This is a genomic window from Paenibacillus sp. V4I5, from assembly GCF_030817255.1.
GTDB lineage: Bacteria > Bacillota > Bacilli > Paenibacillales > NBRC-103111 > Paenibacillus_E.
This window is the reverse complement of record NZ_JAUSZB010000002.1, coordinates 1203330-1227434: the sequence shown is the minus strand read 5'-3', so window position 1 is coordinate 1227434 and position 24105 is coordinate 1203330. Positions and strand designations below refer to the sequence as shown.

Sequence of the window (24105 nt, the reverse complement as noted above, 5' to 3'; positions counted from 1 at the left end):
CGTGAGCGGAGAACGAATAACAGGGCTTGACTTGGCAAGAGCAATTTCCATACTGGGTATGATGTTTGTCAATTTCAAAATCGCAATGGGGGCAGAGGGCAGTGGCCCTGCGTGGCTATCTTGGTTCGCCAGTTTATTCGAGGGAAGGGCTTCTGCCGTTTTTGTTGTGTTAGCAGGGATTGGTTTTACGATTATGACACGAAAGGCAAGAGTAGGAGATACGGGATTACTGCGTAAGCAAAGAGTTATCGTCTGGAAAAGATCGTTATACCTACTTCTCTTAGGTTTTATATTGATCCTTTTTGGATGGAGCGCTGACATTTTGCATTATTATGCTTTGTTTTTGTTTATAGCCTCCTTTCTGATACGTGCTTTTGGTAAAATGCTGCTGGGTGCAGCTGTTATTATTTGGTTAAGTGCACAGTGGTTCCTATTGAAATACGACTATACAGCAGGCTGGGACTCATCTTTTCATACTTATTTGGATTTCTGGACTGTGAATGGGTTTTTACGGAATACATGGTTCAATGGTTTTCACCCAGCGATACCCTGGTTTTGCTTCTTTCTAGTCGGGATGTGGTTCGGTAGGCTAAAATTTTCGGAAGCAAGCGTTAGGAAAAAGTGGCTTATCATCTCGCTGATTGCATGGGTGGGGAGTGAGATAATTTCCTTAGCTGCTTTGAAAATAGGAGGTACTTATCTCGGGACGGAAATAGCCGTGTATCTATTTCAAACAAAGCCGATGCCGCCGAATATGCTTTACATGTCCTCAGCAACGAGTTCGGCAATTCTAGTTATCTTATTATGCATTTATCTTGCTGAAAGAAAATATGCTCGCAGTATCGTCCATGCGCTCATCGAGACAGGGCAGATGACATTGACACACTATGTCACGCATGTCATTGTGGGGCTAGGTATTCTTGAAATATTCGGTATTCTAGAAAATGGTTCCTTAATCTTCTCGATGCTGTATGCTGTGACCTATTTCGTTGTCGCAATTGTATTCTCACTAATCTGGAAACGTAAATTTAAGCGAGGACCGCTGGAATTGGTGATGCGGAAATTCTAGGATAGAAAAAACAGCCTGGTTGCAGATCTTAAATGATCTGTAATCAGGCTGTTTTCGTAAAAGCTACTGGAGTAAACGGCGGAATTCTTCGGTCAGCAGCGGCACGACCTCGAACAGATCGCCGACGATGCCGTAGTCGGCGACTTTAAAGATCGGCGCCTCAGCATCCTTGTTGATCGCGATGATCACGCGCGAAGAGCTCATCCCGGCAAGATGCTGGATGGCGCCGCTAATGCCGCACGCGATGTAGATCTCCGGCGTCACGACCTTGCCGGTCTGGCCGATTTGCATCGCGTATTCGCAGTAGCCCGCGTCGCAGGCTCCGCGGGAAGCCCCAACAGCGCCGCCTAAGACGGCAGCCAGCTCTTCGAGCGGCTGGAAGCCATCGGCGCTGCGCACGCCCCGTCCGCCGGAGACAACGATCTTGGCTTCTGCCAAGTCGATGGTGCCGGACGTTTTCTTGACGACCTCCCTTATGATGCTGCGCAGGGAGGGAGCGGGGTAAGCAACATCGATGACCTCAGCTTGACGACTCAAAGTGTCAGGCTCGGATGCAGCGATGTTGTTCGGTCTTATCGTGACGACCCATGTGCCATTCGGGTCGGTAAACGCTTTCTTTTCGACGGCTTTGCCAGCGTAAAGCGGTCGCGTGAACTGCACGCTATCCCCGCTGCGCGAGATAGCCGTTACGTCAGAGAGCTGGCCAGCTGCGAGCTTCGCCGCGACCAGCGGTGCGAGATCTCGGCCTGCTGCTGTGTGGCCGAAATAGAGCGCGCCTGGCCGGGCGATGTCCGTGACAGCCAGCAAAGCGCTCGAATAGGCTTCCGAGCTGTAGCTGTCCAGCTGGTTGTCTTCGACGACATAGATGGTGTCTGCGCCATAAGCTGCAAGCTCACCAGCAAGCGCTTTGCTTCCAGCGCCACCAATCAATACTGCGGCGATGGCATCGCCTTCAGCAGCGGAAAGCTGCGCTGCGCGTAACGCTTCAAAAGATACTTGCCGCAGCTTGCCGCCGCGTGCTTCTGCAACAACGAGAAATGTTTTGCTCATAAATGTAGCCTCCCCTTATTTAGATCACTTTGGATTCGTTGCGTAATGCTTGCACGAGTTCGGTAACTTGCTGTGGAAGGTCGCCCTTTAGAATGCGGCCTGCCTTGCGTTCAGGTGGCAGGGTTAATTCCAATCGTTCTGTTTTGGCGACTGCAGATTCAGCGCCCTCTATATCATCAAGCGATAAGTGCTGGAACGGTTTTTTCTTTGCTTTCATAATCCCAGGAAGTGAAGGATAGCGAGGTTCGTTCAAGCCTTGCTGTGCTGTGAACAGAGCAGGGAGAGGTACCTCGATCACTTCGATGTCGCCTTCTGCATCGCGGTGGGCAACCGCTTTTCCTCCGGAAATTTCCAACTTCGTAATAGAGGCAACATGAGGTAAGCCTAGCAGGGAGGAGAGTCGGATAGCGACTTGCCCAGCCCCATTGTCGACAGAGAAATTACCGCCCAATAGAAGATCGACGGACTGCCCACGCAAATAGTTGGCCAAAATTTCAGCCACTTCGAACTCATCGCCCTTAATGCGCTCATCGGAGATAAGAACGGCTTCATCAGCCCCCATCGCCAGAGCAGTACGTAGTGCTTCAGCGGTACGTTCGGGACCAACGGAGAGCAGAGTAACCTTGCCGCCGAGCTCATCTCGAATTTGAATCGCTTGCTCAACCGCATATTCATCATAAGGATTGATAACGAATTTCACGCCATCTTCTTGAACGGCCCCATTATGCAGGACGATTTTTTCCTCCGTATCAAACGTTTGCTTCAACAATACAAAAATGTCCATAGTCAAGCCCCTTCCTGAATATACATGTTATACAGACCTTAAGACTCGATGCCTTTCATGAAAAAATCAATGGTAGGCCCAACTTGAGCGGTTAAGGAATACTTCTGCCCGGAAATGAGCCAAGAAGTAACGACTTCATCCATGCCGCCAAAAATGAGAAGCCTCACAAGCTTCACTTCAAAATCAGGACGGAAACTGCCGTCTTTCTTACCTTTTTCTAATATATTTTCAATGAGGATAATATATCTCTTTAGTGCAAGACCAATCTCTTTGCGTAGCTCGAGATCACTCTGTCTGAGCTCGATTTGGGTGAGGTAAGCAAGATGAATATTCCCTTCCAGTACACTGAAATGAATCTCACATACTTTGTCTAGTGCTTCTCTAGCTGTCATTTGTTCGTTCAGCCCATGATTGAGCTTCTCTACAAGCTCGCCTAATTTCTCCTGAAACAGGCTGGTCAAGATATCCTCCTTCTTCTTGAAATAAAGATAGATGGTGCCATCGGCTACTCCAGCTTCCTTGGCGATTCGGGATACTTGGGATTTGTGAAAGCCATGCTCAGCAAACACTTTCAGAGCGCCTTCGAGTATTGCGTAATACTTGTCTGGTTTTTTGCCACTTGTCAAGGAGATCACCTCGGTGTTAGAATACAAATATCGGTGAATGAATACTCATTCATTTTCGTAATCTCATCATAAAATACGCAGTACGCCTTGTCAACGACTTATTCAGCTGATTAAGCAAGTAGGAAGATTTGCCAGCTTACACTTCACAATGAAGCATTTTTCAACTCTGGAAATAGGGTCAAATGGAACTTGCTTTTTTACGATAGTTGAATGTAAGCGGTTACTTTTTGAGGTGAGTGAGGCTCCGGATTTCAGTAGGTGGATAGAGGTTTTTGCTCATTATTGTTTGGATTCGCGCAGGATGGTTTGATTCATGTGGAATAAGAGTCCCTAGAGACTCCTAAATCTGTAGAAGTCAAAGAAAATGAGGAAATAGCAGTCTCCAGAGGCTCTTATTATCTGGATTTCGAGCAAGATGGTGTGATTCATGTGGAATAAGAGTCCCTAAAGACTCCTATATCTGTAGAAGTCAAAGAAAATGTGGAAATAGCAGTCTCTAAAGGCTCTTATTTATCTGAATGACGAGCGAGATGGTGTGATTCAAGTGGAATAAGAGTCCCTAAAGACTCCTATATCTGTAGAAGTCAAAGGAAATGAGGAAATAACAGTCTCCAAAGGCTTTTATTTACTTGGATTTCGAACAAGATGGTGTGATTCATGTGGAATAAGAGTCCCTAGACACTCCTATATCTGTAGAAGTCAAAGGAAATGAGGAAATAACAGTCTCCAAAGGCTTTTATTTACTTGGATTTCGAACAAGATGGTGTGATTCATGTGGAATAAGAGTCCCTAAAGACTCCTATATCTGTAGAAGTCAAAGAAAATGAGGAAATAGCAGTCTCCAGAGGCTCTTATTTACTTGGATTTCGAGCAAGAAGGTGTGATTCGCTCGATTCTTATTATCTGGTTCGCTCAAAACAATCGAGTTTTCTTCGACTTTAAATGGATTAGAAAGGGAACTTACTAATGGAACTTGCTACGCTTTTTCTTACGAAATCTTACGAAATCATACGAAGTCTTACGAAAACGCAGAACACGCTTATGAAGAAAGTTTTGCTAAAGCAAAACGCTAAGGAGGGTCCTCAATGACCGGTTCACTCATTCAGTTTCTATTATTTCTGGCGGTTACGGGGTTTGCGGTGTATTTGTTTGGCCGTGTTGTCTATCATCGTTATTTGTACATTAGACTCGGTAAGTCAGTGAATTTGAAAACGGAAGCGAAGGCGCGTCTGAAGGAGTTTGCGATTCAAGTATTTGGCCAGACCAAGCTTTTGAAGGATAAGAAGAGCGGCATCATGCACATTGTGATCTTTTATGGATTCATTATATTGCAGCTTGGGGCGCTGGATCTCATTCTGAAGGGATTAATTGGCCATGGGTTACCAATGCCAGGTTACGATTATTTCACATTGATGCAGGAAGTGACGGTAGCGCTGATTCTACTGGCCATGGGATATGCGACTTATCGCCGTTATGTAGAAAAGCTAAAACGGCTGAAACGCGGTTGGAAGCCTAGTATCGTTATATTCTTCATTTTTTTCTTGATGCTATCTGTCGTCGTCAGCGGTGGGTTTGAACAAATAAAAGAAGGGATGGAGACATCTGCATTTGCACCAATTTCATCTCTGTTCGCAGCAGCTTTTAGCGGTATGTCGCATACAGCGGCTACGGTTGGTTTCTATATAAGCTGGTGGATGCATTTGCTGATCCTACTCTCATTTCTAATCTATGTACCGCAGTCGAAGCATTTTCACATTATTACAGCACCAATCAATATCTTGCTGCGCCGCACGGAACCTACTGGTAAATTGGCTTCACTTGATCTAGAGGATGAAGAGGCGGAGTCGTTCGGTGTAGGCAAAATCGAGGATTTCACGCAGAAACAGATGCTTGATTTCTACTCCTGTGTGGAATGCGGTCGCTGCACGAATGTTTGTCCCGCGAATACAACAGGCAAGATGCTGTCGCCGATGCATTTGATTACGAAGCTTCGTGATCATCTGACGGAAAAAGGCGCCGCCATTACCTCGAAGTCACCATGGGTTCCAGCTTTTGCTTTCGCTAGTCCAAGTACCCATAACCCGCTTGAAGTTGAGCTCATTGGCGGCGTTATAACAGAAGAAGAACTGTGGGCTTGTACAACTTGCCGCAATTGTGAGGATCAATGTCCCGTTGGGAATGAGCATGTGGATAAGATTATCGATCTGCGCCGACATCTTGTACTGACGCAAGGCATCATGCCTCATGATGGTCAGCGTGCTCTGCAAAACATCGAGAGACAAGGAAACCCTTGGGGTATTAGCCGGAATGATCGTGTGAAATGGGTCAAAGAAGTAGATCCGGATGATGAACTCGGTGTGCGTACAGTGAAGGAAAATCCTGAATTCGAGTACTTGTTTTTCTTGGGTTCCATGGGCGCTTACGATAATCGCAGCCGCAAGATCACGCATTCTTTTGTGAAATTGATGAAGGAAGCTGGTGTCACCTTTGCCATTTTGGGCAATGAGGAGAAGAATTCCGGGGACACACCTCGCCGGATGGGCAATGAATTTCTATTCCAACAGCTGTGTGCGGACAATATTGCGACTTTTCAAAAGTATAAGGTTCAGAAAATCGTAACGACGTGCCCGCATACGTATCATACATTCAAAAATGAATATCCCGAATTTGGCCTTACGGCAGACGTATTCCATCACACCGAGCTGTTGGATCTGTGGGTGAAAGAGGGGCGTCTTAAGCCGCAACATGAAGTTAGAGAGCGTATTACGTACCATGATTCTTGCTATTTAGGCCGCTACAACGAAGTGTATGAAGAGCCGCGCAATGTACTACGAGCGATTCCAGGGGTTGAGTTGGTTGAGCAAGCACGTTCTCGCGAAAACAGTATGTGCTGCGGTGCCGGAGGCGGCATGATGTGGATGGAAGAAACCGCAGGAACGCGCGTTAACGTAGCACGCACTGAACAGCTTTTAAGTGTGAAACCCACTGTTATCAGTTCTGCTTGTCCGTATTGCTTAACGATGGTGGAGGATGGAACGAAGCTTAAGGAGGTCGAGGAACAGGTTAAAGCGAGAGACATCGCTGAAATTCTTGCCTTGTCTGTGTTTGGAACGCCTTAGGATTAACGACTTCGCAGCCCAAAGGGCGAGCGTTTTTGTCAAGGTTGATGCGAAAACTGAAAAAATCATGTAGGAGGAAATTTCCATATGACAAAGATTCGTACAGCGGCCGTTATCGGCTCCGGTGTGATGGGCTCCGGTATCGCTGCCCATTTGGCAAATGTAGGCATTCCTGTGTTATTGCTCGATATGGTGCCTGCCCAGCTGCAGCCGCAAGAAGAAGCTGCCGGCCTTTCGTTAGATCATCCTAAGGTGCGTAATCGATTTGCTCTTAATGCGATGGATAAGCTCAAGAAGACGAACCCAGCTCCCCTATACAGTGAAGCTTTCGCTGAACGCATTACACCAGGTAATCTGGAGGATGATTTAGCGAAGCTTGGAAGCGTGGATTGGATTATTGAAGTTATTGTGGAAAATTTGCAGGCGAAGCAGCAGCTCATCAGCCGTATTGAAAATGTATGGAAGCCGGGAACGATTGTTTCCTCGAATACATCGGGCATTTCAATCAACGCCATGGTCCAAAGCGCCAGCCCTGAATTTAAAAAGCATTTCCTTGGCACTCATTTTTTTAATCCGCCTCGCTACATGAAATTATTGGAAGTGATTCCAAATGAACAGACAGACCCTGCAGTTGTTGCTTTTATGACCGATTTTTGTGAGAGGAAGCTTGGAAAAGGTGTTGTTCAAGCGAAAGATACGCCGAATTTTATCGGCAACCGAATTGGCACTTATGGGCTTTTGGTTACTTTGCGTGAAATGCTTGCAAATGGATACACCGTCGAAGAAGTGGATGCTGTAACCGGTCCGGCAATGGGCCGTCCTAAGAGCGCGACGTTCCGTACGCTGGACTTGGTGGGTCTGGATACATTCGTCCATGTGGCCAATAACGTGTTTGATCTTGTGACTGACCCTGCGGAGAAGGAAGTTTTCAATACACCGGCCATTTTAAGAACAATGGTAGAAAAAGGCTGGATCGGAGAGAAGCAAGGCCAAGGGTTTTATAAAAAAGTGAAGTCCGAAGCTGGCAAAGAAATTCAATCCCTAGATTTAAATACCATGGAATATTCGGCAAGCCGCAAAATCAGTTCAGGCTCTTTGGAAGCTTCGAAGCAGGCCAAAGGTACGGTAGGGAAGATAAAGGCCTTGCTCGGTGCCAAAGATCGCTATTCGGATCTGGCGTGGAACATTTTGAAGCCAGTGCTCCTCTATTCCGCAGAGAAATTAGATGAGATTGCAGATTCAATTGTCGAGATTGATAATGCGCTCAAATGGGGCTTTAACTGGGATCTCGGTCCTTTCGAAACGTGGGATGCCATTGGATTGAAACGTTCTGTGGAACGAATGGAAGCGGAAGGCAGTAAGGTGCCTGATTGGGTAAAATCTTGGATTGCCGCGGGTCATGACAGCTTTTATGAGAGCAGGGAAGGCCAAACTTTTTACTATCTGAAAAATGAGTTTTCCGGCGTTGAAACAAGGCCAGAACTCATTTCACTTGCCTCTTTAAAACAGCAAAATAAAGTCATCCGCTCCAATAGCGGAGCGAGCTTGATTGACATTGGTGACGGGGTTGCTTGCTTAGAGTTTCACTCGCCGAACAATGCCATTGGTGCCGATATTCTCACGATGATTCAGCAAAGCGTGGACGAAGTACGCAGCAACTATCGCGGAATGGTTGTCGCTAACGAAGGTAAAAACTTCTGTGTCGGCGCCAATGTGATGCTGTTGTTAATGGAAGCGCAGGATGGTGAGTGGGATGAAGTGGACGGCATCATTCGTTTATTCCAAAACTCCATGCTGAAGCTCAAAAGGCTGGAAAAGCCAGTTGTTGCTGCTCCGCACAAGATGACGCTTGGTGGCGGAGTTGAGGCTTGCATGCCGGCAGACCAAATCATTTTCTCAGCTGAAACGTATTATGGACTCGTTGAGGTGGGAGTTGGCTTAATTCCTGCCGGTGGCGGTTGTAAGGAGTTAGCACTTCTAGCAAGTCAACAGGTTCGTGATCCTGAGGTCGATCTTCAGCCGTGGATTAATGCGATTTTTGAAACGGTGGCAATGGCAAAGGTGTCGACGAGCGGTCATGACACGAAACGTCTTGGCTATATGCGTGCTGGGGATACGGTCGTTGTGAATCCGGATCATCGTATTTATGAAGCGAAGCAAGCGGTTCTTCGCATGGAAGCAGCGGGATATATACCTCCTGCCCAAGAGAAAATCCGTGTCGTTGGCGAGAATGGCAAAGCGGTGATGCAAATTGCTGCCTATACGATGCGCCAAGGCGGATATATCAGTGAGCACGATCAATTGATCGCGAATAAGCTTGCGCACGTACTTGCAGGAGGGAATGTGCCAGCAGGAACGTTAGTCACAGAGCAATATATGCTCGATTTAGAGCGTGAAGCTTTCCTTAGTCTTTGTGGAGAGCTGAAAACACAGCAGCGTATGCAATACATGCTTTCCAAAGGGAAAGCACTGCGGAACTAAGAGAGAAGAACTTGCCTATCTAATTAGAAAGCCCCGAATGGTGTATGCCTATTACTCATAATGAGGTGAAATCGATGAAAGAAGCAGTCATTGTATCGATAACGCGCACGGCAGTCGGTCGCGCGAAGAAAGGCAGTTTCGCTCAAACCAGAGCGGAGGATCTGGGGAAAGCCGTATTAGAAGAAGCGGTGCGGCGTGCTCCTGGGCTCGACAAAGGTGATGTCGAGGACATCATTATCGGGTGCGCGATGCCCGAAGGCGAGCAAGGGCTGAACTTCGCCCGCACGATGTCGCTGTATGCGGGCTTCCCGGTGACCGTGCCGGCGATCACGGTCAATCGCTTTTGCTCCTCCGGGCTGCAAGCCATCGCTTATGCGGCGGAGCGCATTATGCTCGGCCACGCGGAGGTGATTGTCGCCGGAGGCGTTGAGAGCATGAGCCACGTCCCGATGACGGGCTTCAAGCTCTCGCCGCATCCGGGGCTGGTTGAAAGCATGCCCGAGGTGTATATGGGCATGGGCCACACGGCCGAAGAAGTCGCGCAGCGCTTCGGCATCTCGCGCGAAGCGCAGGATGGCTTCGCAACGCGGAGCCACAGATTAGCTGCCGCAGCGATAGCAGCCGGCAAGTTCGTAGACGAAATCGTGCCGGTGAGCACGAGTGTGAAGGGCGTTGACGAACGCGGCAAAGCGTTCGAGCGGAAGTTCGTGTTTGCCATGGATGAGGGCGTTCGCCCCGATACATCCGTGGAAGGGCTTGCCAAGCTGAAGCCTGCGTTCAGCTTGGGCGGTTCTGTGACGGCGGGCAACGCATCACAAACGTCGGACGGCGCAGCGGCGGCCGTGCTGATGAGCCGCGAGCGCGCGGAAGCACTCGGGTTGAAGCCGCTGGCGACGTTCAAGGCCTTCGCGCTTTCCGGCGTGGAGCCGGAAATTATGGGCGTCGGGCCTGTGAAGGCGATTCCGAAGGCTTTGCAGATGGCAGGTATCACGCAAGACCAAGTGAATCTGTTTGAAATCAACGAAGCGTTCGCTTCGCAATGTGTTCATATTATTCGCGAGTTAGGCTTAAATGAAGATTTGGTGAATGTGAATGGTGGCGCCATCGCCCTCGGGCATCCACTCGGGTGCACGGGCGCGAAGCTGACAACGAGCTTAATTCATGAGCTGCAGCGTCGTGGCGGCGGTTATGGTGTAGTTTCCATGTGTATCGGCGGCGGGATGGGAGCTGCCGGAGTATTTGAAGTGCATCCCGTTTAATTGAAGCAGATAAATGGAAAAAGAACGGATTCATGCGAGTCTATCTAGGCCCTCATGAATCCTAATATTTACCCTTGTACAATTAATTTAGAGGAGAGATGAACCATGGCGGAGAAAGTCGTAGGCGGTAGTTTTGTTATTTCAGATACGGATTTTCATGATATTGTGACCCCGGAGGATTTTACCGAAGAGCATCGCATGATTGCGGAAACAACGCGTGATTTTGTGTCAGGGGAAGTCATGCCGAATGATGAGCATTTGGAAAAGCTCGATTATGATTTAACGGTAAAGCTGATGCGCAGCGCGGGTGATCTCGGATTACTTGGCTCTGATGTGCCCGAGATTTATGGTGGACTAGGGTTGGATAAAGTAAGCTCAACTGTGATTAGTGAAAATCTCGCCCGTGCTTCTTCCTTTGCCTTGTCCATTGGGGCGCATGTCGGGATTGGCACGCTGCCGATTGTATTTTTTGGCACCACGGAACAGAAGAAGAAGTATTTACCCGACCTTGCGACAGGCGCGAAAATCGCGGCCTATTGTTTAACGGAACCAACATCCGGCTCGGATGCTTTGGGGGCAAAAACGACAGCTCGTTTGTCTGAAGATGGAAAGTATTACCTTTTAAACGGATCCAAATTATATATCACAAATGCCGGATTTGCTGATATTTTCATCGTTTATGCCAAAATCAATGGAACTGATTTCACGGCCTTTATCGTGGAGAAAGGTGATCCTGGCTTTACGATGGGACCGGAAGAGAAGAAGATGGGGATCAAAGGCTCGTCGACGCGTCCGCTTTATTTTGAAGATGTCCGTGTGCCGGTCGAGAACTTATTGGGTGAAATTGGTAAGGGGCACCTGATTGCTTTTAACATTCTGAATATTGGCCGTTACAAATTGGCTACCGGTTGTCTAGGTGCTTCCAAGGAGACGATTGAATTAGCTTCGAAATATGCGAATACTCGTCAACAGTTTAATACACCTATCTCACGTTTTCCTTTGATTGGTAAAAAGCTGGCAGAAATGAATATTCAAACGTATATGTTGGAGAGCATGGTGTATAGAACGACTGGATTGTTCGATACCATTCTCAAAGATATTGATCATACGAGCCCTGATGCCGGTAAACATTCATCAAAAGGGATTTCTGAATATGCGCTGGAATGCTCCATTAATAAGGTGTTCGCGTCTGAAGTGTTGGATTTTGTTGCGGATGAGGGCTTGCAAATTCATGGCGGTTACGGTTTTATCCAAGAGTATAAAGTGGAGCGTATTTATCGGGATTCACGGATTAACCGAATTTTTGAAGGTACGAATGAAATCAATCGGCTGCTCATTCCAGGTACATTAGTGAAGAAAGCGATGAAAGGCGAACTGCCTTTGCTGCAAAAAGCACAAGCGCTGCAGGCGGAACTGCTTTCTATCGTTCCTGGCCAAACGTTCGAAGGCACGCTAGCCGAAGAGGTGCATCTGGTTTCGATGGCGAAGAAGGTATTCCTTATGGTCGGTGGACTTGCGGTGCAGAAGTATGGCATGGCACTTGAAAAAAATCAGGAAGTTTTAAGTAATTTAGCTGATATCATGATCCAAATTTTCGCTGCTGAAAGCGGTCTTCTTCGTACGCAAAAGATGATTGAAAAAGCGGGGGAAGAAAAGGCGAAAAATGTTATCCAAATCACGACAGTATTTGTTCATGAAGCATTTGACAAAATAGAGGCATATGCGAAGGAAGCACTCAGTACGATGGAAGAAGGAGATGTTCTTCGGACTCAATTGTCAATTTTGAAAAAGCTGTCCAGACGCAGCAGTGTCAATACGGTTGGTCTGAAGCGCGACATCGCCGCACGTGTTATTCAGGGTGAGAAATTCATCGTATAGTCATCGATGTCAAGAACCTGAAGGGGATGGTTTTGTATGAATGAGGCAAAGCCTTGGCTGCGCCATTATCCGTCTGAAGTGGCGCCGACTTACGAGTACCCGAAGCATAATCTTGCACGTTTGTTGGTAGATTCCGCGCATAAGTTTCCGGACCGACCTGCCTTGTATTTCTTGGGGAAAACGCTGCGTTATCGGGAGGTATTGGAAGCGTCCTATCGTTTTGCCAATGCATTAAAAGAACTGGGCGTTAGCCCGGGGGATCGGGTATCGATTATGCTGCCGAATTGCCCTTCGGCTATCATTGCCTACTTCGGAACCCTGATGATGGGCGGGATCGTCGTCATGACGAATCCGCTTTATGTGGAGCGAGAGCTGGTTCACCAGCTCTCGGATTCCGGAGCAACCGTTATTGTAACGTTGGATTTGTTGTTTGATCGTGTGCAAAAGGCGAAAGGGAAAACACCGATTCGACATGTTATTGTGACTTCGATTAAGGATTATTTACCCTTTCCCAAAAATGTGTTATATCCGATTAAAATGAAAAAAGATGGTGCAAACCTTGCTGTCACTTACGGAGATGGTGTTTATTCTTATAAAAAAATGCTCCGAGAAGCTTCTCGCGCCCCGATTTGTGTAGATGTGAAGGCTGACGAGGATATCGCTCTTCTTCAATACACGGGAGGGACAACGGGGATATCCAAAGGTGTCATGCTGACTCACACCAATTTGATTGCGAATACGTACCAAACAAGTCATTGGTGCTATCGTATTCGGTTAGGTGAAGAAAGATTCTTGGGGGCTATCCCTTGCTTCCATGTCTTTGGCTTGACCGTACTGTTGAATCAATCTATGTATCGGGCGGGGATGCTGATCCTCATTCCAAAGTTTGATATCAATATGATTTTAGACACGATTCATACGCTGAAGCCAACGATTTTCCCGGGTGCGCCAACCATGTACATTGCCTTAATCAATCATAAGCGCGTGAAGGAAGTGGATATTTCTTCTATTAATGTTTGTGTAAGCGGTTCAGCGCCTCTCCCGTTAGAGGTACAAGAGCGCTTCGAGGCATTGACAGGAGGTAGATTAATCGAAGGTTATGGGTTGACGGAAGCATCCCCTGTTACGCATGCGAATCCCATTTGGGGTTTTCGGAAAATAGGCTCCATTGGTATCCCTTTTCCAGATACAGATACGAAGGTTATTGATTCGGACTCAGGTCAGGAACTGCCGATTGGGGAAATTGGCGAAATTATCATTAAAGGGCCACAAGTGATGAAAGGGTATTGGCAGCGCGAGCACGAAACGGCCATGACGATCAGAGATGGTTGGCTTTATACGGGCGACATGGGGCGCATCGACGAGGATGGTTTCTTCTCGATTGTGGATCGCAAGAAGGATTTAATCATCGCCGGAGGCTACAACATTTATCCACGTGACATTGAGGAGGTTCTCTTCGAGCATCCGGCCATAATGGAGGCTGCTGTTGCAGGTGTACCGGATGAATATCGGGGAGAAACGGTGAAAGCATTTGTCGTGCTGAGACCGGGAATGACGCTAACGGAAAAGGAGTTAGAATTGTGGTGCCGTGAGCGTTTGGCTGCTTACAAAGTGCCTAGGAAAGTCGAATTTCGTCAGTCTCTGCCGAAGACGATGATTGGAAAGGTGCTGCGCAGGCAATTACTAGAGGAAGAGAAGAAGGCTTGAGGCCCTCTTCCTGTTTAACAATTAGGGGGAAGCCCTTTACAAGAAGAGTGGAGGGAATCCTATGGATGATTCTAACGAACAAATGAATAAGAGACTGCAGCAATTAGCAGCATCAGCGGAGCCAACGTTTTGGGGCTTTCTAGGCTGTGAATTTGTGAGTATGAAGAACAACATCATCACGATTGCTTTGGAAGCAAAAACGCATCACTTGAACCCGATAGGGATCGTACATGGCGGTGTACTTTCTTCCTTGCTGGACAATGCGATGGGGATTGTTGTGATGATGGCGAGGCCGGAGGATAAGGTTGTAACGACGAATCTTAATGTTCATTTCGTAGCTCCGCTTTATGAGGGGCGCTTGTTGGTGACGGCCGAGCTTGTTCATCAATCCCGTAAGATGATAACTACGCAAGGTCGTGTTGTTGACCGTGAAGGTAATTTGGGGACGATTGGAACGGGAACGTTTCGAGTGATTTGAGGGTTGATTCATTGGGGGGCATGTGCTAAGCATGTCTCTCTTTGTTGTGAAGGTTAGATTCCACTAGCCATGTCATATAACCTTACATACAAAACGCAATAAGTCATAAAACATTCATAAAATTCATAAACATGTCATATAAGTTAACACAAATCCATTGACTGAAATGGCAAGATCATCCTATAATCATTTAAAAGGCATTAAGGGGGAAGCACAATGCATCTTACCATTCGTGAGGCATTATCCATATATCCTTTAACGGAAGCGAAGTTAGTAGCAGGCAAGCAAGGTGATTCCCGCATTGTCAAATCAGTCAATGTGATGGACGCTCCTGATATTGCGGATTGGACGAAATCAGGTGAGATGCTCTTCACCACGGCTTTCGTGATGAAGGATAGTCCGCAAGAAACGGTTAATTTACTTCGCAAATTAAATGATCGCGGAGCTGCGGGGTTAGGGATCAAGCTGGGGCGTTTTTGGTCGGAGCTGCCGCAGATTGTTGCAGATGAAGCAGATCGGCTGCACTTTCCGATTATCGAGATGCCCTTCCAATTCACGTTCTCTGATCAAATGAATGCTCTGTTTAACGCAGAATACCGTCGCAATACACAGCTGCTGCAATCTGTTCTTGAGAAACAGAAGAAGCTGATGCAATTCGGATTGAAACAGGATAATATGCTTTCCATGTTCCAATTAATAAGCGATATTCTTGGTTATCCGATGGCGGTAGTAGGAGCTAGAGGACAAATTTTATATAACACAAGCGCATGGAGTCCCGATCAACTATCCCAGAATTGGCCGTGGAAACGGAAATCAGGCTGGGTGTATGCAGGTAAAGAACGCGCTTATCGTGTAGGACTGCATCAGCAAGACGATGAGCCTCTTGGACATTTGTTGATTATACCGGATGCGGTTCTACTCGCAAACGTGGAGGAAGGCTTATTCCAGCAAGCTGCAGATATCCTGACTTTCCATATGTGTTATACATTCCGATCGCATGTTGAAGCATCCGCACAGCGCGATTTACAAAACAATCTCTTGCGCTACTTGGAAAAAGGAACCTCACTAGAGGAGTTCCTTGAACAAGCGGAAGTTAGAGGATTATCGATCTTTACCGGAGCTTATCAATGTGTGATTGGCAAAAATAAGCCGGAAAAACTGGTGGAAGAGCAGCCCCAAGGAAAGTTCAAAAATCTAAAACAATATATGGAATCACATCCCAAATCAAGCAGTCTGGCAGGGCACCATTTTGTGTTCAAGGATATGATGTTCTCGATCTATTCAACGAATCAAACAGACGGGTTTCCAGAGGAAGAGCTGTCACAGCTTCTGACCAAGTATGCAGGTGATTCAGGATGTATCGAAGAAGCCGGTGAAATGGCTTTTTACACCAGCTCTATGAAATTAAAGCCAACAGCATTAAGGGAAGCCTATATGGAATGTTTGGAAACGCAGCGTATGGCGTCCAAGCTTGGACTGCCGGATCGTGTCCTTCATTATGAAACCATCGAATTCGCGCATCTCTTCCAGAACGTGTCTTCCAACATGATGGAAGATTACTGTGCCAAAATTCTACGTCCTTTACTCGAAAAAGATGCCGAGTACTCGCAAGAAATGATTCGTACTTTAGAGGTGTTCATTCGTAATGATGGTCAAGTAAGCGAGGCGGCAAAGCAATTATTTATTCATAGGAATACAGTCACGTACCGCTTGGAGAAGATTAGTGATCTCTTACAGGTTGATTTCAAAAAAGTGAACGATTTATTAAAATTGAAGGCTGTCTTCTTGTTTCGTCAATTTTTACACGTTAGATAGTAAACATAAAACCCTGAGACGCTTTAGGCGCTCAGGGTTTTCGTTTTTCCAAAGTAATTACGGTAATCTCCGGCCTGCACAAAAGACGAAAAGGGAGTGTTGTTGTTCCAATACCGCGATTGGTGTAAACAAGCATCTTCGATTTAGGCACTTCACTAAGTCCCATGACATAATTTCTACCTCGCGGTGGCGTGATGACAGCTCCAACTCCCGGTAACCTTATCTGGCCGCCATGTGTGTGGCCGGATAATTGCAAATCGACGACATGTTCAGTTACCTTATCCGCGAAATCAGGGCAGTGAGATAGCAGCAAGGTAAATGTTTGGGCATTGGCCCCGAGCAAGGTTTTCGTAATATCCGGCTTACCCGTCAACATATCCTCAACGCCTGCAATCTGAATGGTTTGTCCTTTATAGGTGATCGTCTGAAAAGCGTTAACGAGAGATTGAAAGCCTCCGTTATGCAGGATCGGGAGCGTGTAGTTGTACCCAATCCACTTATCATGGTTACCAAGTACCGCCCATTTTCCCAAAGGTGCCTCTAAGCTGCCCAACAGCTGACTGGTTAAATCTGGATCTTCCGTAATTTTGGCGTCAAATAAATCGCCGGTAAAACTAAGTATATCTGCTTTTTCTCTCTGAATAAGCTTCACAACACGTTCTAAATCCTGAAGGTCAAAGTGATGCCCAATATGTATATCGCTGAAATGTAAGAGTTTAATACCATGGAAGGCATTGGGGAGTCGTTCAAAAGGGAGAGTTATTCTGGTAATCTCGACCCATTGGGGTTCTAAGAAACTAGCATAACTGCCTAGTAAACCTCCGGAAGCGATGAAAGAGCCTGCAAGCACAGTACCTTTCTTGAGAAAAGAACGTCTTGAGATCGGGGGTGGTGATTGCATATGTTCCTCCTGTTCTTCCATAGGAATATTTACAATTTATTATACCAGTAAGATAGGGGGGGTGCGAGTTGTGTGATTTGCATATGGTTGTAGCTTACTTTATAATCATTATTAACTAGATAGGAAGGGAGATGTTCATATGTCAGCATGGAAAGAGTTAACAACTGTAGAAGAGTGGCAGGAAGTTCTGAATCGCTCCTCCGAGAAACCCGCTGTTGTTCTTAAGCACAGTACAACATGTCCGGTAAGTGCAAGCGCGCTTGATGAATATGAGGAGTATTTATCCGACAAACCAAATGCGGATGTGGATTATTTCTTAGTGAAAGTTATCGAATCACGTCCGGTGTCGAATCAAATTGCGGAGGATCTTGGAATCAAACACGCATCCCCACAAATCCTTTATTTTAAAGATAAAGAATCCATCTGGAATACATCTCACTGGTCCGTAACAAACAAACATATCACAGCTGTTTTAGATTAATCCTATAACTTAACGCAAAAAGAAGCCCTTGGTTACTGCCTATAATCATATAGGTAACCTAAGGGTTTTTTAAGTTTTACATGTTGTATGCATTTTACAAATAATTGAACAAAGTTTGAAAAAGATTGGCAAGCCGTTCTTCCTCCTATATACTTATTTGGCAACTATAAGATATCAACCTCTCAAGGAGTTCCTCATCATGAATGCCATGAATAAAACCAAAATACCTATCTCTATATTTCTTTTGATCGGCATTATTGCCATCTCATTCTCAGCGATTTTTGTTCGGTGGTCAGATGCGCCTGCTGCTGTCATCGCGATGTACCGGCTACTCATGACGAATGCCTTGATGCTGCCTTTTCTGTGGAATTATAGGAAAGAGATTGCTAGAATTCGTCTGAGAGATTGGCTGAAAACAGTAATATCCGGTGTTGCGCTTGGTTTGCATTTCTTATTTTGGATGGATTCCCTTCGTTTTACAACAGTAGCGAGTTCGACGGCTATTTTAACATTAGAGCCAATCTTTGTACTGCTCGGAGCATTTCTTCTTTATGGACAACGGACCAGTAGAGCGGCCTTGATCGCTATGTGCGTAGCTATTGTGGGTGCTATTTGTATCGGATGGGGAGATTTCCAATTTTCCGGTAAAGCGCTTAAAGGGGATATGTTATCTCTGGTTGGTACGATTACTGTAGCCTTACATATGCTCTTAGGCAAAAGCTTGAGAGAACGTATATCGGCTTTTGTTTACAGTTTTTTCGTCTTTTTGTTCGCAGGTCTAGTGCTTGCCGTCTGCAACATGTTCACAGGTGTGTCGTTTATAGCTTACCCAGCTAAAGAGTGGGGGATATTCTTGCTTTTGGCGATTGTTCCTACGGTATTTGGTCATTATGTGTTTAATTGGCTGCTTAAATATATGAAGGCTTCTTCCGTGTCCATGACTGTCTTAGGGGAACCGCTCGGTGCCACTTTATTAGCTTACTTCTTGCTCGGAGAAACGATCACAACCATTCAACTGCTAGCCGGTTGTTTGCTGTTAATTGGCGTGGGCATGTTTTTACGCAGTAATGAAAAGCAGTAATTTTTTTCGTTATTTATTGAACAAAGGTGAATAAAACGGTCGTCAAAAGCTTGCATACGCGGAGGTATATCGTGAGATTTCGTGATTTTCATCGTAATGTCAAACTAAGAATCGGGCTTTCCTTCTTATCAGGAACCGCCAATAATATGGTGCTTCCCTTCATGTCGATTTATTTTTCTGGAAAATTAGGAGATACGAGTGCTGGTCTAGTCGTCATTCTTGGCATTCTTGCTGGTGTTATCGCGGGGATAATAGGCGGCTACTATGCAGATCGAATTGGGCGCAAAAAACTGATGCTCACTGCTGAATTAGGTTGGATGCTCTGTTTCATTGGAATGGCGCTGGCTAATTCGCCTTGGCTTGAATCTCCGGGGATGACCTTTGTTCTGATGATTTTTGTAAGTATGTTCTGGGGAATTCATGGTCCTGCTAATGAAGCCATGCTGCTCGATGTAACAGCTCCGGATGTACGGAAATTCATGTATGCCATCATGTACTGGGTGAACAATTTATCTTTTGCCATTGCAGGACTTGCAGGCGCTTTCCTATTCAAATCTTACTTGTTCGAGCTGTTCATTGGCTTGTCCGTCATTGGCTTAGTTACTTTGATCGTGACTTATTTCTTTATTGATGAAATGTATCAACCACAAGCCGCTAAAGAGAGTGGAGGCGGTCGAAAAGGAAGTCCGTCGATGTGGGCCAATTATCGGATGGTGCTGCGAGATAAGACCTTCATGATCTTCACACTGGCTTCACTGCTGCTTGTATCTGTTGAGTTTCATCTTGGTAATTACGTGGGTGTAAGGCTGGAAAGGGAGATGGTGAATATCCCATTCTTCCCATGGAATGAACAATCTTGGCGTATTGACGGGTTGAAAATGTTAGGCTTCATCCGCACCGAAAATACGGTGCTTGTCGTTGTACTCTCTGTCCTCATGGGGGTTATGATGCGAAGGTTCTCGGATAGTAAAGTACTGTTCATCGGGTACGCTTGTTACATATTGGGGTATAGCTATCTGGCTTATAGCAATCAACCTGGGCTGCTGCTCGTCTCGATGTTCATTGCAACGGTTGGGGAGCTCATGTATGTACCGATTAAACAGGCCTATCTGGGTAACATTGCACCTGATCATGCAAGAAGCTCTTATATGGCATTATTCGGAATGGTGTATAAAGGAGCCATGCTTTTAGGTGGTTTCGGTGTCATGCTTGGCGGATTGATATCCTCGTGGATGATGGCATCTCTTATCGCGCTTAGCGGCTTCGTTGGCATGATCATGTTCTATGCGATTCTAGCCCAATTAGAAGAGCGTAAAGTGAGAGCGGAGATTAGCCACCAAGCTTCTTCTGCAAGCGTTTCAGCGTAAACAAAGGAATCAAATAAGCCACAAATGAAACAGCCGCATTAACGGAGCAAGTGCTCTGTTTCATGCGGCTGGTCTTTCGTATGGGGAGGATTATTTCTTCGCTGCAGTAAACTCCGCTTTGATTTTACTTAACAGCTCTGGGCTGGTGAGTACTTCATATGCCGTGAAAGACAGCAGCTTTGCCGCGAAAATCATAGCATTAAGAGCGGGTTCCTGCAGAGCGAGATCTCGGAACTCCTTGGTATGCAGCATATGTCTCTCGTCTACCACTTTAACGAAAGGGTGAATCGTCGGACATTGGGTAGACACGTTGCCGAGGTCGAGGGAACCGTGATCCTTACCGACTTCGATCTCTTTCGGATCAATTCCCATCGCTAACAACTGATCAGTGAAGATGGCTGATAATGTCTCATTGGTTCGAAGTTCGTCATACGAATACTCGTAAAAGGAAGTTTTCAATGTGCAACCAGTTTGCAGGGCAGCACCCTCAGCGCAGTGAAGTACTTTCTGGACGAGCTCATTCGTATAAGTGCGGGATGCTGAGCGGACATAGAACTGAGCGACGGCATAGTCAGGGATAATATTGGGAGCTTTGCCGCCTTCACTAATGATGCCGTGAATACGTGCATCAGACTTGGTTTGTTGGCGCAGAGCATTTATGGAATTGAACAGCTGTAGAACAGCATCAAGTGCGTTGACGCCTTCATAGGGTTGAGCAGCTGCATGAGCGGAACGCCCAAAGAATTCGTACTGGATAGCGTCCATAGCTAGTGACTCGCCTGACTTCTCATATGTATAGTACGGGTGAGCCATCAGAGCAACATCCACATCTTTGAATAGTCCAGCCGCGGCCATGGGCACTTTGGCGCCCTTGGTTTCCTCTGCAGGTGTTCCATATACACGGATACTGCCGCCTGTTTCATCGATGACCGACTTAAGGCCTATGGCTGCGCCAATGCTCATCATGCAGATGAGATGGTGACCGCAAGCGTGACCCAGTTCGGGCAATGCATCATATTCAGCTAAGAAGGCCACGACAGGACCAGCTTTACCAGAATCATAGGTAGCGATGAAAGAGGTTGCAATATCTAATACACTGCGTTCAACGTGGAAGCCATGATAGGCCAATTCCTCTGTTAAGCGATCGGAAGCTTGAAATTCTTCATGCCCAAGCTCCGGGTTTGCCCCAATAAAGCTGGATATGGCTTTGAATCTGTCTGCATGGTTATCAATGGTTTGTGTAATGGTTGTTTTCATAAATGGAGTACTCCTTTGTTGAATGGTTCTTAGCTCCATTGTAGTATAAAGGAAGGCGAACTACCACTTTACAGCTTACTGGGTTACAATTAATGAACATAAATGAGTTAACAAATGTAATATTACGAAACCAGATTTTTTGCGAAATATTTAGGGGGGACTATCACATGATGAAATATGGGGCCGAACACGAAGAACACCGATTTACATTATCTTTCACGGAATCAGAGATAAGAGGGCAATGGCGCGACATTTTCTTAGGTATGCATAAAGAGGTTGGCGAGGAGTTTCCGGTGGATTTAATCGATCCTTCTATACTCGTCATCTGTAATCTAGATGGAGAAATTGTTCAAATTGTCCTTCACGACGAGGGCTGTGATTGTGAATTCCAATTTACATTTTCGGAAAAGGAACAAATCGGAAATTATGTTAAGCAGCATGTAACCGTTTAAAAAAACGACGAAAGAACTGGTGATAGTGTCCCTTCCCAAACTGGGCGCTGACGCATATAGTATTATACGTCAGGCTTTAGGGAGAGGATAACAATGGAAAAGACGATCAATTATTTGGCATTTGGAGATTCACTAACGGTTGGTTTTGGAGCTCCGGAAGGTCACGGATTCGTATCTATCTATCAGCAAAAGTTGGAGCAATTGCTGAAGGTTCCTATTCATTTAAAGCCTGCAGGCAAGAATGGTGCTACGACTAGTCAATTGCTTCAAACGCTTGAGTCCGATCCGCAGATCCAAAGAGATATAAGAGAAGCGAATCTCATCACCATTACAGCTGGCGGCAATGACTTAATACAGGCAGCAATTCCTTTCTTTTATCAGGGAGACCCTGCTTACTTAAAATCTGCGCTTCAAACGTATGAATTCAACTATAAGAAACTGATCGGAGAAATTGAGGCGCTGCGGCAAGGGGTTGGGGAGCCTTTCTTGATCGTTTTAATCGGGCTCTACAATCCTCTGCCGCAGGTGCCGGATGCCGCATATTGGGTACAGCGCTTTAATTTATTTCTTCGCAAATTAGAGCAGCCGCATATTCTTGTGGTTCAAGTGTATGATGCTTTCGTAGGGCAAGATAGCCGTTATTTGTCAGATGACGCCATCCACCCCAATGAAATTGGTTATGAAGAACTCGCGCGTCAAGTGGAGAATGCGGTTTCCCTCCATCACCTTCAGCAATTGATCCAATAATTAAGCAGATATGACATATCCGAAGATAGAAAAGAAATGACAGGCGCTACCAGCGAGAACAAAAACGTGCCATATGGCATGGTGATAAGGGATGCGCCGCCATACATAAAAGATGGAACCAAACGTATAGAAGAGTCCGCCTACGACGAGCCACACGATACCGCCTAACGGGAGGTTCATGTACAGTGGCTTAAAGGCGAAAACAATCAGCCAACCCATGAGGATATAACAAAGGGTTGATACCAAGATGAATCGTTTTACGTAGAAAACCTTCAAGACGATCCCGGCAAGCGCTAAGCCCCAAATCACACCCAAGAAGGTCCAACCCAAAGGCCCTCGCAATGTAACGAGTAAATAAGGTGTATAGCTGCCTGCAATTAACAAATAAATGGCGGAATGATCGAGAAGCTCAAACACATCCTTCAATCGCGGATGGCTCACACTGTGAAGCAGCGTGGAACAGGTATACAGGATGACTAATGCTGCACCAAAAATGCTGAAGCTGACAATGTGCCAAACAGTGCCAAGTAAGGAAGCCTGCACGATGAGCAGGACAAGCGCTACGATGCTTAACAACACGCCTACGCCGTGGCTGATGGCATTGGCTTTCTCTTCCCTAATGGAATAGTCCATAGATAAACCTTCTTTCGCTCTTAAATATTCTATTATTTTATAGATTGGACGATGAAAAGATGTATTTACCTTCATTTCAATTAATTAATAAAATTGCCTTAGTCACAGGAGCAGGAAGAGGCATTGGTAAAGCGCTAGCGATAGGCCTTGCTGAGGCGGGGGCTGATGTAGCTCTTTTCGCACGTACAGCAAGTGATATTGAGGAAGTCGCTCATGAAATTCGTGCCTTGGGACGAAAGGCGTATCCATTTACGGTTGATGTCACGAATAGAGAACAGATCGAGGAAGCTGTTCAACAAATCATTGAGCAAACGGGTCGGCTGGATATTCTAGTGAACAATGCTGGCATGAATATTCGCAGTCAAGCGCTGGCTGTTACAGATGAAGAATGGGACACAATCATGCAGACGAATCTTAAATCTGCTTTCTTGTGCTCACAAATTGTAGGTCGTCATATGCAGCAAAAGGAATATGGAAGAATTATCAATATCGCTTCTGTTGCAGGACAGGTTGCCCTTCGAACAGGTGTTGTATACGCTGCTACCAAAGCTGCGATGATCCAAATGACGAAGGTGCTAGCACTTGAATGGGGTAAATATGGGATCAATGTGAATAGTATTGGACCGTGGTATTTCAAAACGCCTTTGACAGAGAAAATCCTTGCTAATCCAGATTACCTGGCCGAAATTATTGCGCGTACACCTCTAGGGCGCGTGGGTGAGCTTGAGGAGTTGGTAGGACCCACTGTATTTTTCGCTTCGGATGCGGCGAATTATGTGACAGGCCAGACCCTGTTCGTTGATGGCGGTATGACCATTTACGGTTTCTAATTGGAGCTGCTTAATTTTGTAGGATTGAGCTTTTCGTCTAGTTCAATTATAATTTACACAAACTTAATAGAGTTGTTGCGGGTTCAAGAT

At 46.1% G+C, this 24105-nt stretch carries 20 protein-coding genes; 14 read left to right on the top strand and 6 right to left on the bottom strand.

Translation table 11 applies throughout. The features are described from left to right. The first annotated feature begins 1 nt into the window (after position 1). Positions 2–1069, top strand: coding sequence for a DUF418 domain-containing protein (locus tag QFZ78_RS07735; RefSeq protein ID WP_307546434.1), 1068 nt, complete (start codon positions 2–4; stop codon positions 1067–1069). A 63-nt stretch (positions 1070–1132) separates the two neighbouring features. Here the strand turns inward: QFZ78_RS07735 and QFZ78_RS07730 are convergent, their stop codons facing one another. Genes QFZ78_RS07730 through QFZ78_RS07720 form a run of 3 tightly spaced genes read right to left on the bottom strand, consistent with a single transcriptional unit; the run spans position 1133 to position 3529 of the window. After that, on the bottom strand, positions 1133–2119 hold the full coding sequence (locus QFZ78_RS07730; protein WP_307546433.1) for an electron transfer flavoprotein subunit alpha/FixB family protein: 987 nt from the start codon (positions 2117–2119) through the stop codon (positions 1133–1135). Positions 2120–2138: 19 nt separating this feature from the next. Further along, positions 2139–2903: an electron transfer flavoprotein subunit beta/FixA family protein gene (locus tag QFZ78_RS07725; RefSeq protein WP_307546432.1), complete on the bottom strand. Its 765-nt coding sequence runs from the start codon at positions 2901–2903 to the stop codon at positions 2139–2141. Between the two features lie 38 nt (positions 2904–2941). Beyond that, the gene (locus QFZ78_RS07720) at positions 2942–3529 is read right to left on the bottom strand and encodes a fatty acid metabolism transcriptional regulator FadR (protein WP_307546431.1); all 588 of its coding nucleotides are present in this window, start codon (positions 3527–3529) and stop codon (positions 2942–2944) included. Positions 3530–4614: 1085 nt separating this feature from the next. On the opposite strand from QFZ78_RS07720, the gene QFZ78_RS07715 reads away from it, so the two are divergent. The 7 genes from QFZ78_RS07715 to QFZ78_RS07685 all read left to right on the top strand — a co-directional run bounded on the left by QFZ78_RS07715 (position 4615) and on the right by QFZ78_RS07685 (position 16266). Further along, positions 4615–6648 (top strand): (Fe-S)-binding protein, encoded by a 2034-nt coding sequence (locus tag QFZ78_RS07715; RefSeq protein ID WP_307546430.1) that lies wholly within the window; start codon positions 4615–4617, stop codon positions 6646–6648. Positions 6649–6735: 87 nt separating this feature from the next. Beyond that, positions 6736–9129 carry a 3-hydroxyacyl-CoA dehydrogenase/enoyl-CoA hydratase family protein gene (locus QFZ78_RS07710; RefSeq protein WP_307546429.1) on the top strand — a complete coding sequence of 798 codons (2394 nt, stop codon included), beginning with the start codon at positions 6736–6738 and terminating at the stop codon, positions 9127–9129. A 74-nt stretch (positions 9130–9203) separates the two neighbouring features. Continuing rightward, positions 9204–10388, top strand: coding sequence for an acetyl-CoA C-acyltransferase (locus tag QFZ78_RS07705; protein WP_307546428.1), 1185 nt, complete (start codon positions 9204–9206; stop codon positions 10386–10388). A gap of 105 nt (positions 10389–10493) precedes the next feature. Further along, a complete protein-coding gene (locus tag QFZ78_RS07700; protein WP_307546427.1) occupies positions 10494–12266 on the top strand; it encodes an acyl-CoA dehydrogenase family protein in 1773 nt (590 codons plus the stop codon). Between the two features lie 36 nt (positions 12267–12302). Further along, a complete protein-coding gene (locus QFZ78_RS07695) occupies positions 12303–13973 on the top strand; it encodes a long-chain-fatty-acid--CoA ligase (RefSeq protein WP_307546426.1) in 1671 nt (556 codons plus the stop codon). Positions 13974–14034: 61 nt separating this feature from the next. After that, positions 14035–14451: a PaaI family thioesterase gene (locus QFZ78_RS07690; RefSeq protein ID WP_307546425.1), complete on the top strand. Its 417-nt coding sequence runs from the start codon at positions 14035–14037 to the stop codon at positions 14449–14451. A gap of 216 nt (positions 14452–14667) precedes the next feature. Then, positions 14668–16266, top strand: a complete 1599-nt coding sequence (locus QFZ78_RS07685) for a PucR family transcriptional regulator (protein ID WP_307546424.1) — start codon at positions 14668–14670, stop codon at positions 16264–16266. Between the two features lie 31 nt (positions 16267–16297). Here the strand turns inward: QFZ78_RS07685 and QFZ78_RS07680 are convergent, their stop codons facing one another. Continuing rightward, complete coding sequence (locus QFZ78_RS07680) at positions 16298–17167, bottom strand: metallophosphoesterase (RefSeq protein WP_307546423.1); 870 nt, start codon at positions 17165–17167, stop codon at positions 16298–16300. Between the two features lie 139 nt (positions 17168–17306). Here QFZ78_RS07680 and ytxJ point away from each other — a divergent pair, with 139 nt between their 5' ends. The 3 genes from ytxJ (at position 17307) to QFZ78_RS07665 (ending at position 20096) form a co-directional block, all read left to right on the top strand. Next, positions 17307–17648: a bacillithiol system redox-active protein YtxJ gene (gene ytxJ / locus QFZ78_RS07675; RefSeq protein WP_307546422.1), complete on the top strand. Its 342-nt coding sequence runs from the start codon at positions 17307–17309 to the stop codon at positions 17646–17648. 199 nt (positions 17649–17847) lie between these two features. Next, complete coding sequence (locus tag QFZ78_RS07670; protein WP_307546421.1) at positions 17848–18729, top strand: DMT family transporter; 882 nt, start codon at positions 17848–17850, stop codon at positions 18727–18729. 71 nt (positions 18730–18800) lie between these two features. Further along, positions 18801–20096: an MFS transporter gene (locus QFZ78_RS07665; protein WP_307546420.1), complete on the top strand. Its 1296-nt coding sequence runs from the start codon at positions 18801–18803 to the stop codon at positions 20094–20096. A gap of 90 nt (positions 20097–20186) precedes the next feature. On the opposite strand, the gene QFZ78_RS07660 is transcribed toward QFZ78_RS07665, so the two are convergent. After that, the gene (locus QFZ78_RS07660; RefSeq protein WP_307546419.1) at positions 20187–21353 is read right to left on the bottom strand and encodes a M20 family metallopeptidase; all 1167 of its coding nucleotides are present in this window, start codon (positions 21351–21353) and stop codon (positions 20187–20189) included. Between the two features lie 167 nt (positions 21354–21520). Between QFZ78_RS07660 and QFZ78_RS07655 the strand changes: the two genes are divergently transcribed. Both QFZ78_RS07655 and QFZ78_RS07650 read left to right on the top strand, forming a co-directional pair. Continuing rightward, positions 21521–21805, top strand: coding sequence for a hypothetical protein (locus QFZ78_RS07655; RefSeq protein WP_307546418.1), 285 nt, complete (start codon positions 21521–21523; stop codon positions 21803–21805). A gap of 93 nt (positions 21806–21898) precedes the next feature. Next, positions 21899–22552: a GDSL-type esterase/lipase family protein gene (locus tag QFZ78_RS07650; RefSeq protein WP_307546417.1), complete on the top strand. Its 654-nt coding sequence runs from the start codon at positions 21899–21901 to the stop codon at positions 22550–22552. Here the strand turns inward: QFZ78_RS07650 and trhA are convergent, their stop codons facing one another. After that, entirely contained in the window at positions 22553–23185 is a 633-nt protein-coding gene (trhA, locus tag QFZ78_RS07645; RefSeq protein ID WP_307546416.1) for a PAQR family membrane homeostasis protein TrhA, read from the bottom strand. Positions 23186–23244: 59 nt separating this feature from the next. On the opposite strand from trhA, the gene QFZ78_RS07640 reads away from it, so the two are divergent. After that, complete coding sequence (locus QFZ78_RS07640) at positions 23245–24015, top strand: SDR family NAD(P)-dependent oxidoreductase (RefSeq protein ID WP_307546415.1); 771 nt, start codon at positions 23245–23247, stop codon at positions 24013–24015. The last annotated feature ends 90 nt before the right edge of the window (positions 24016–24105 follow it).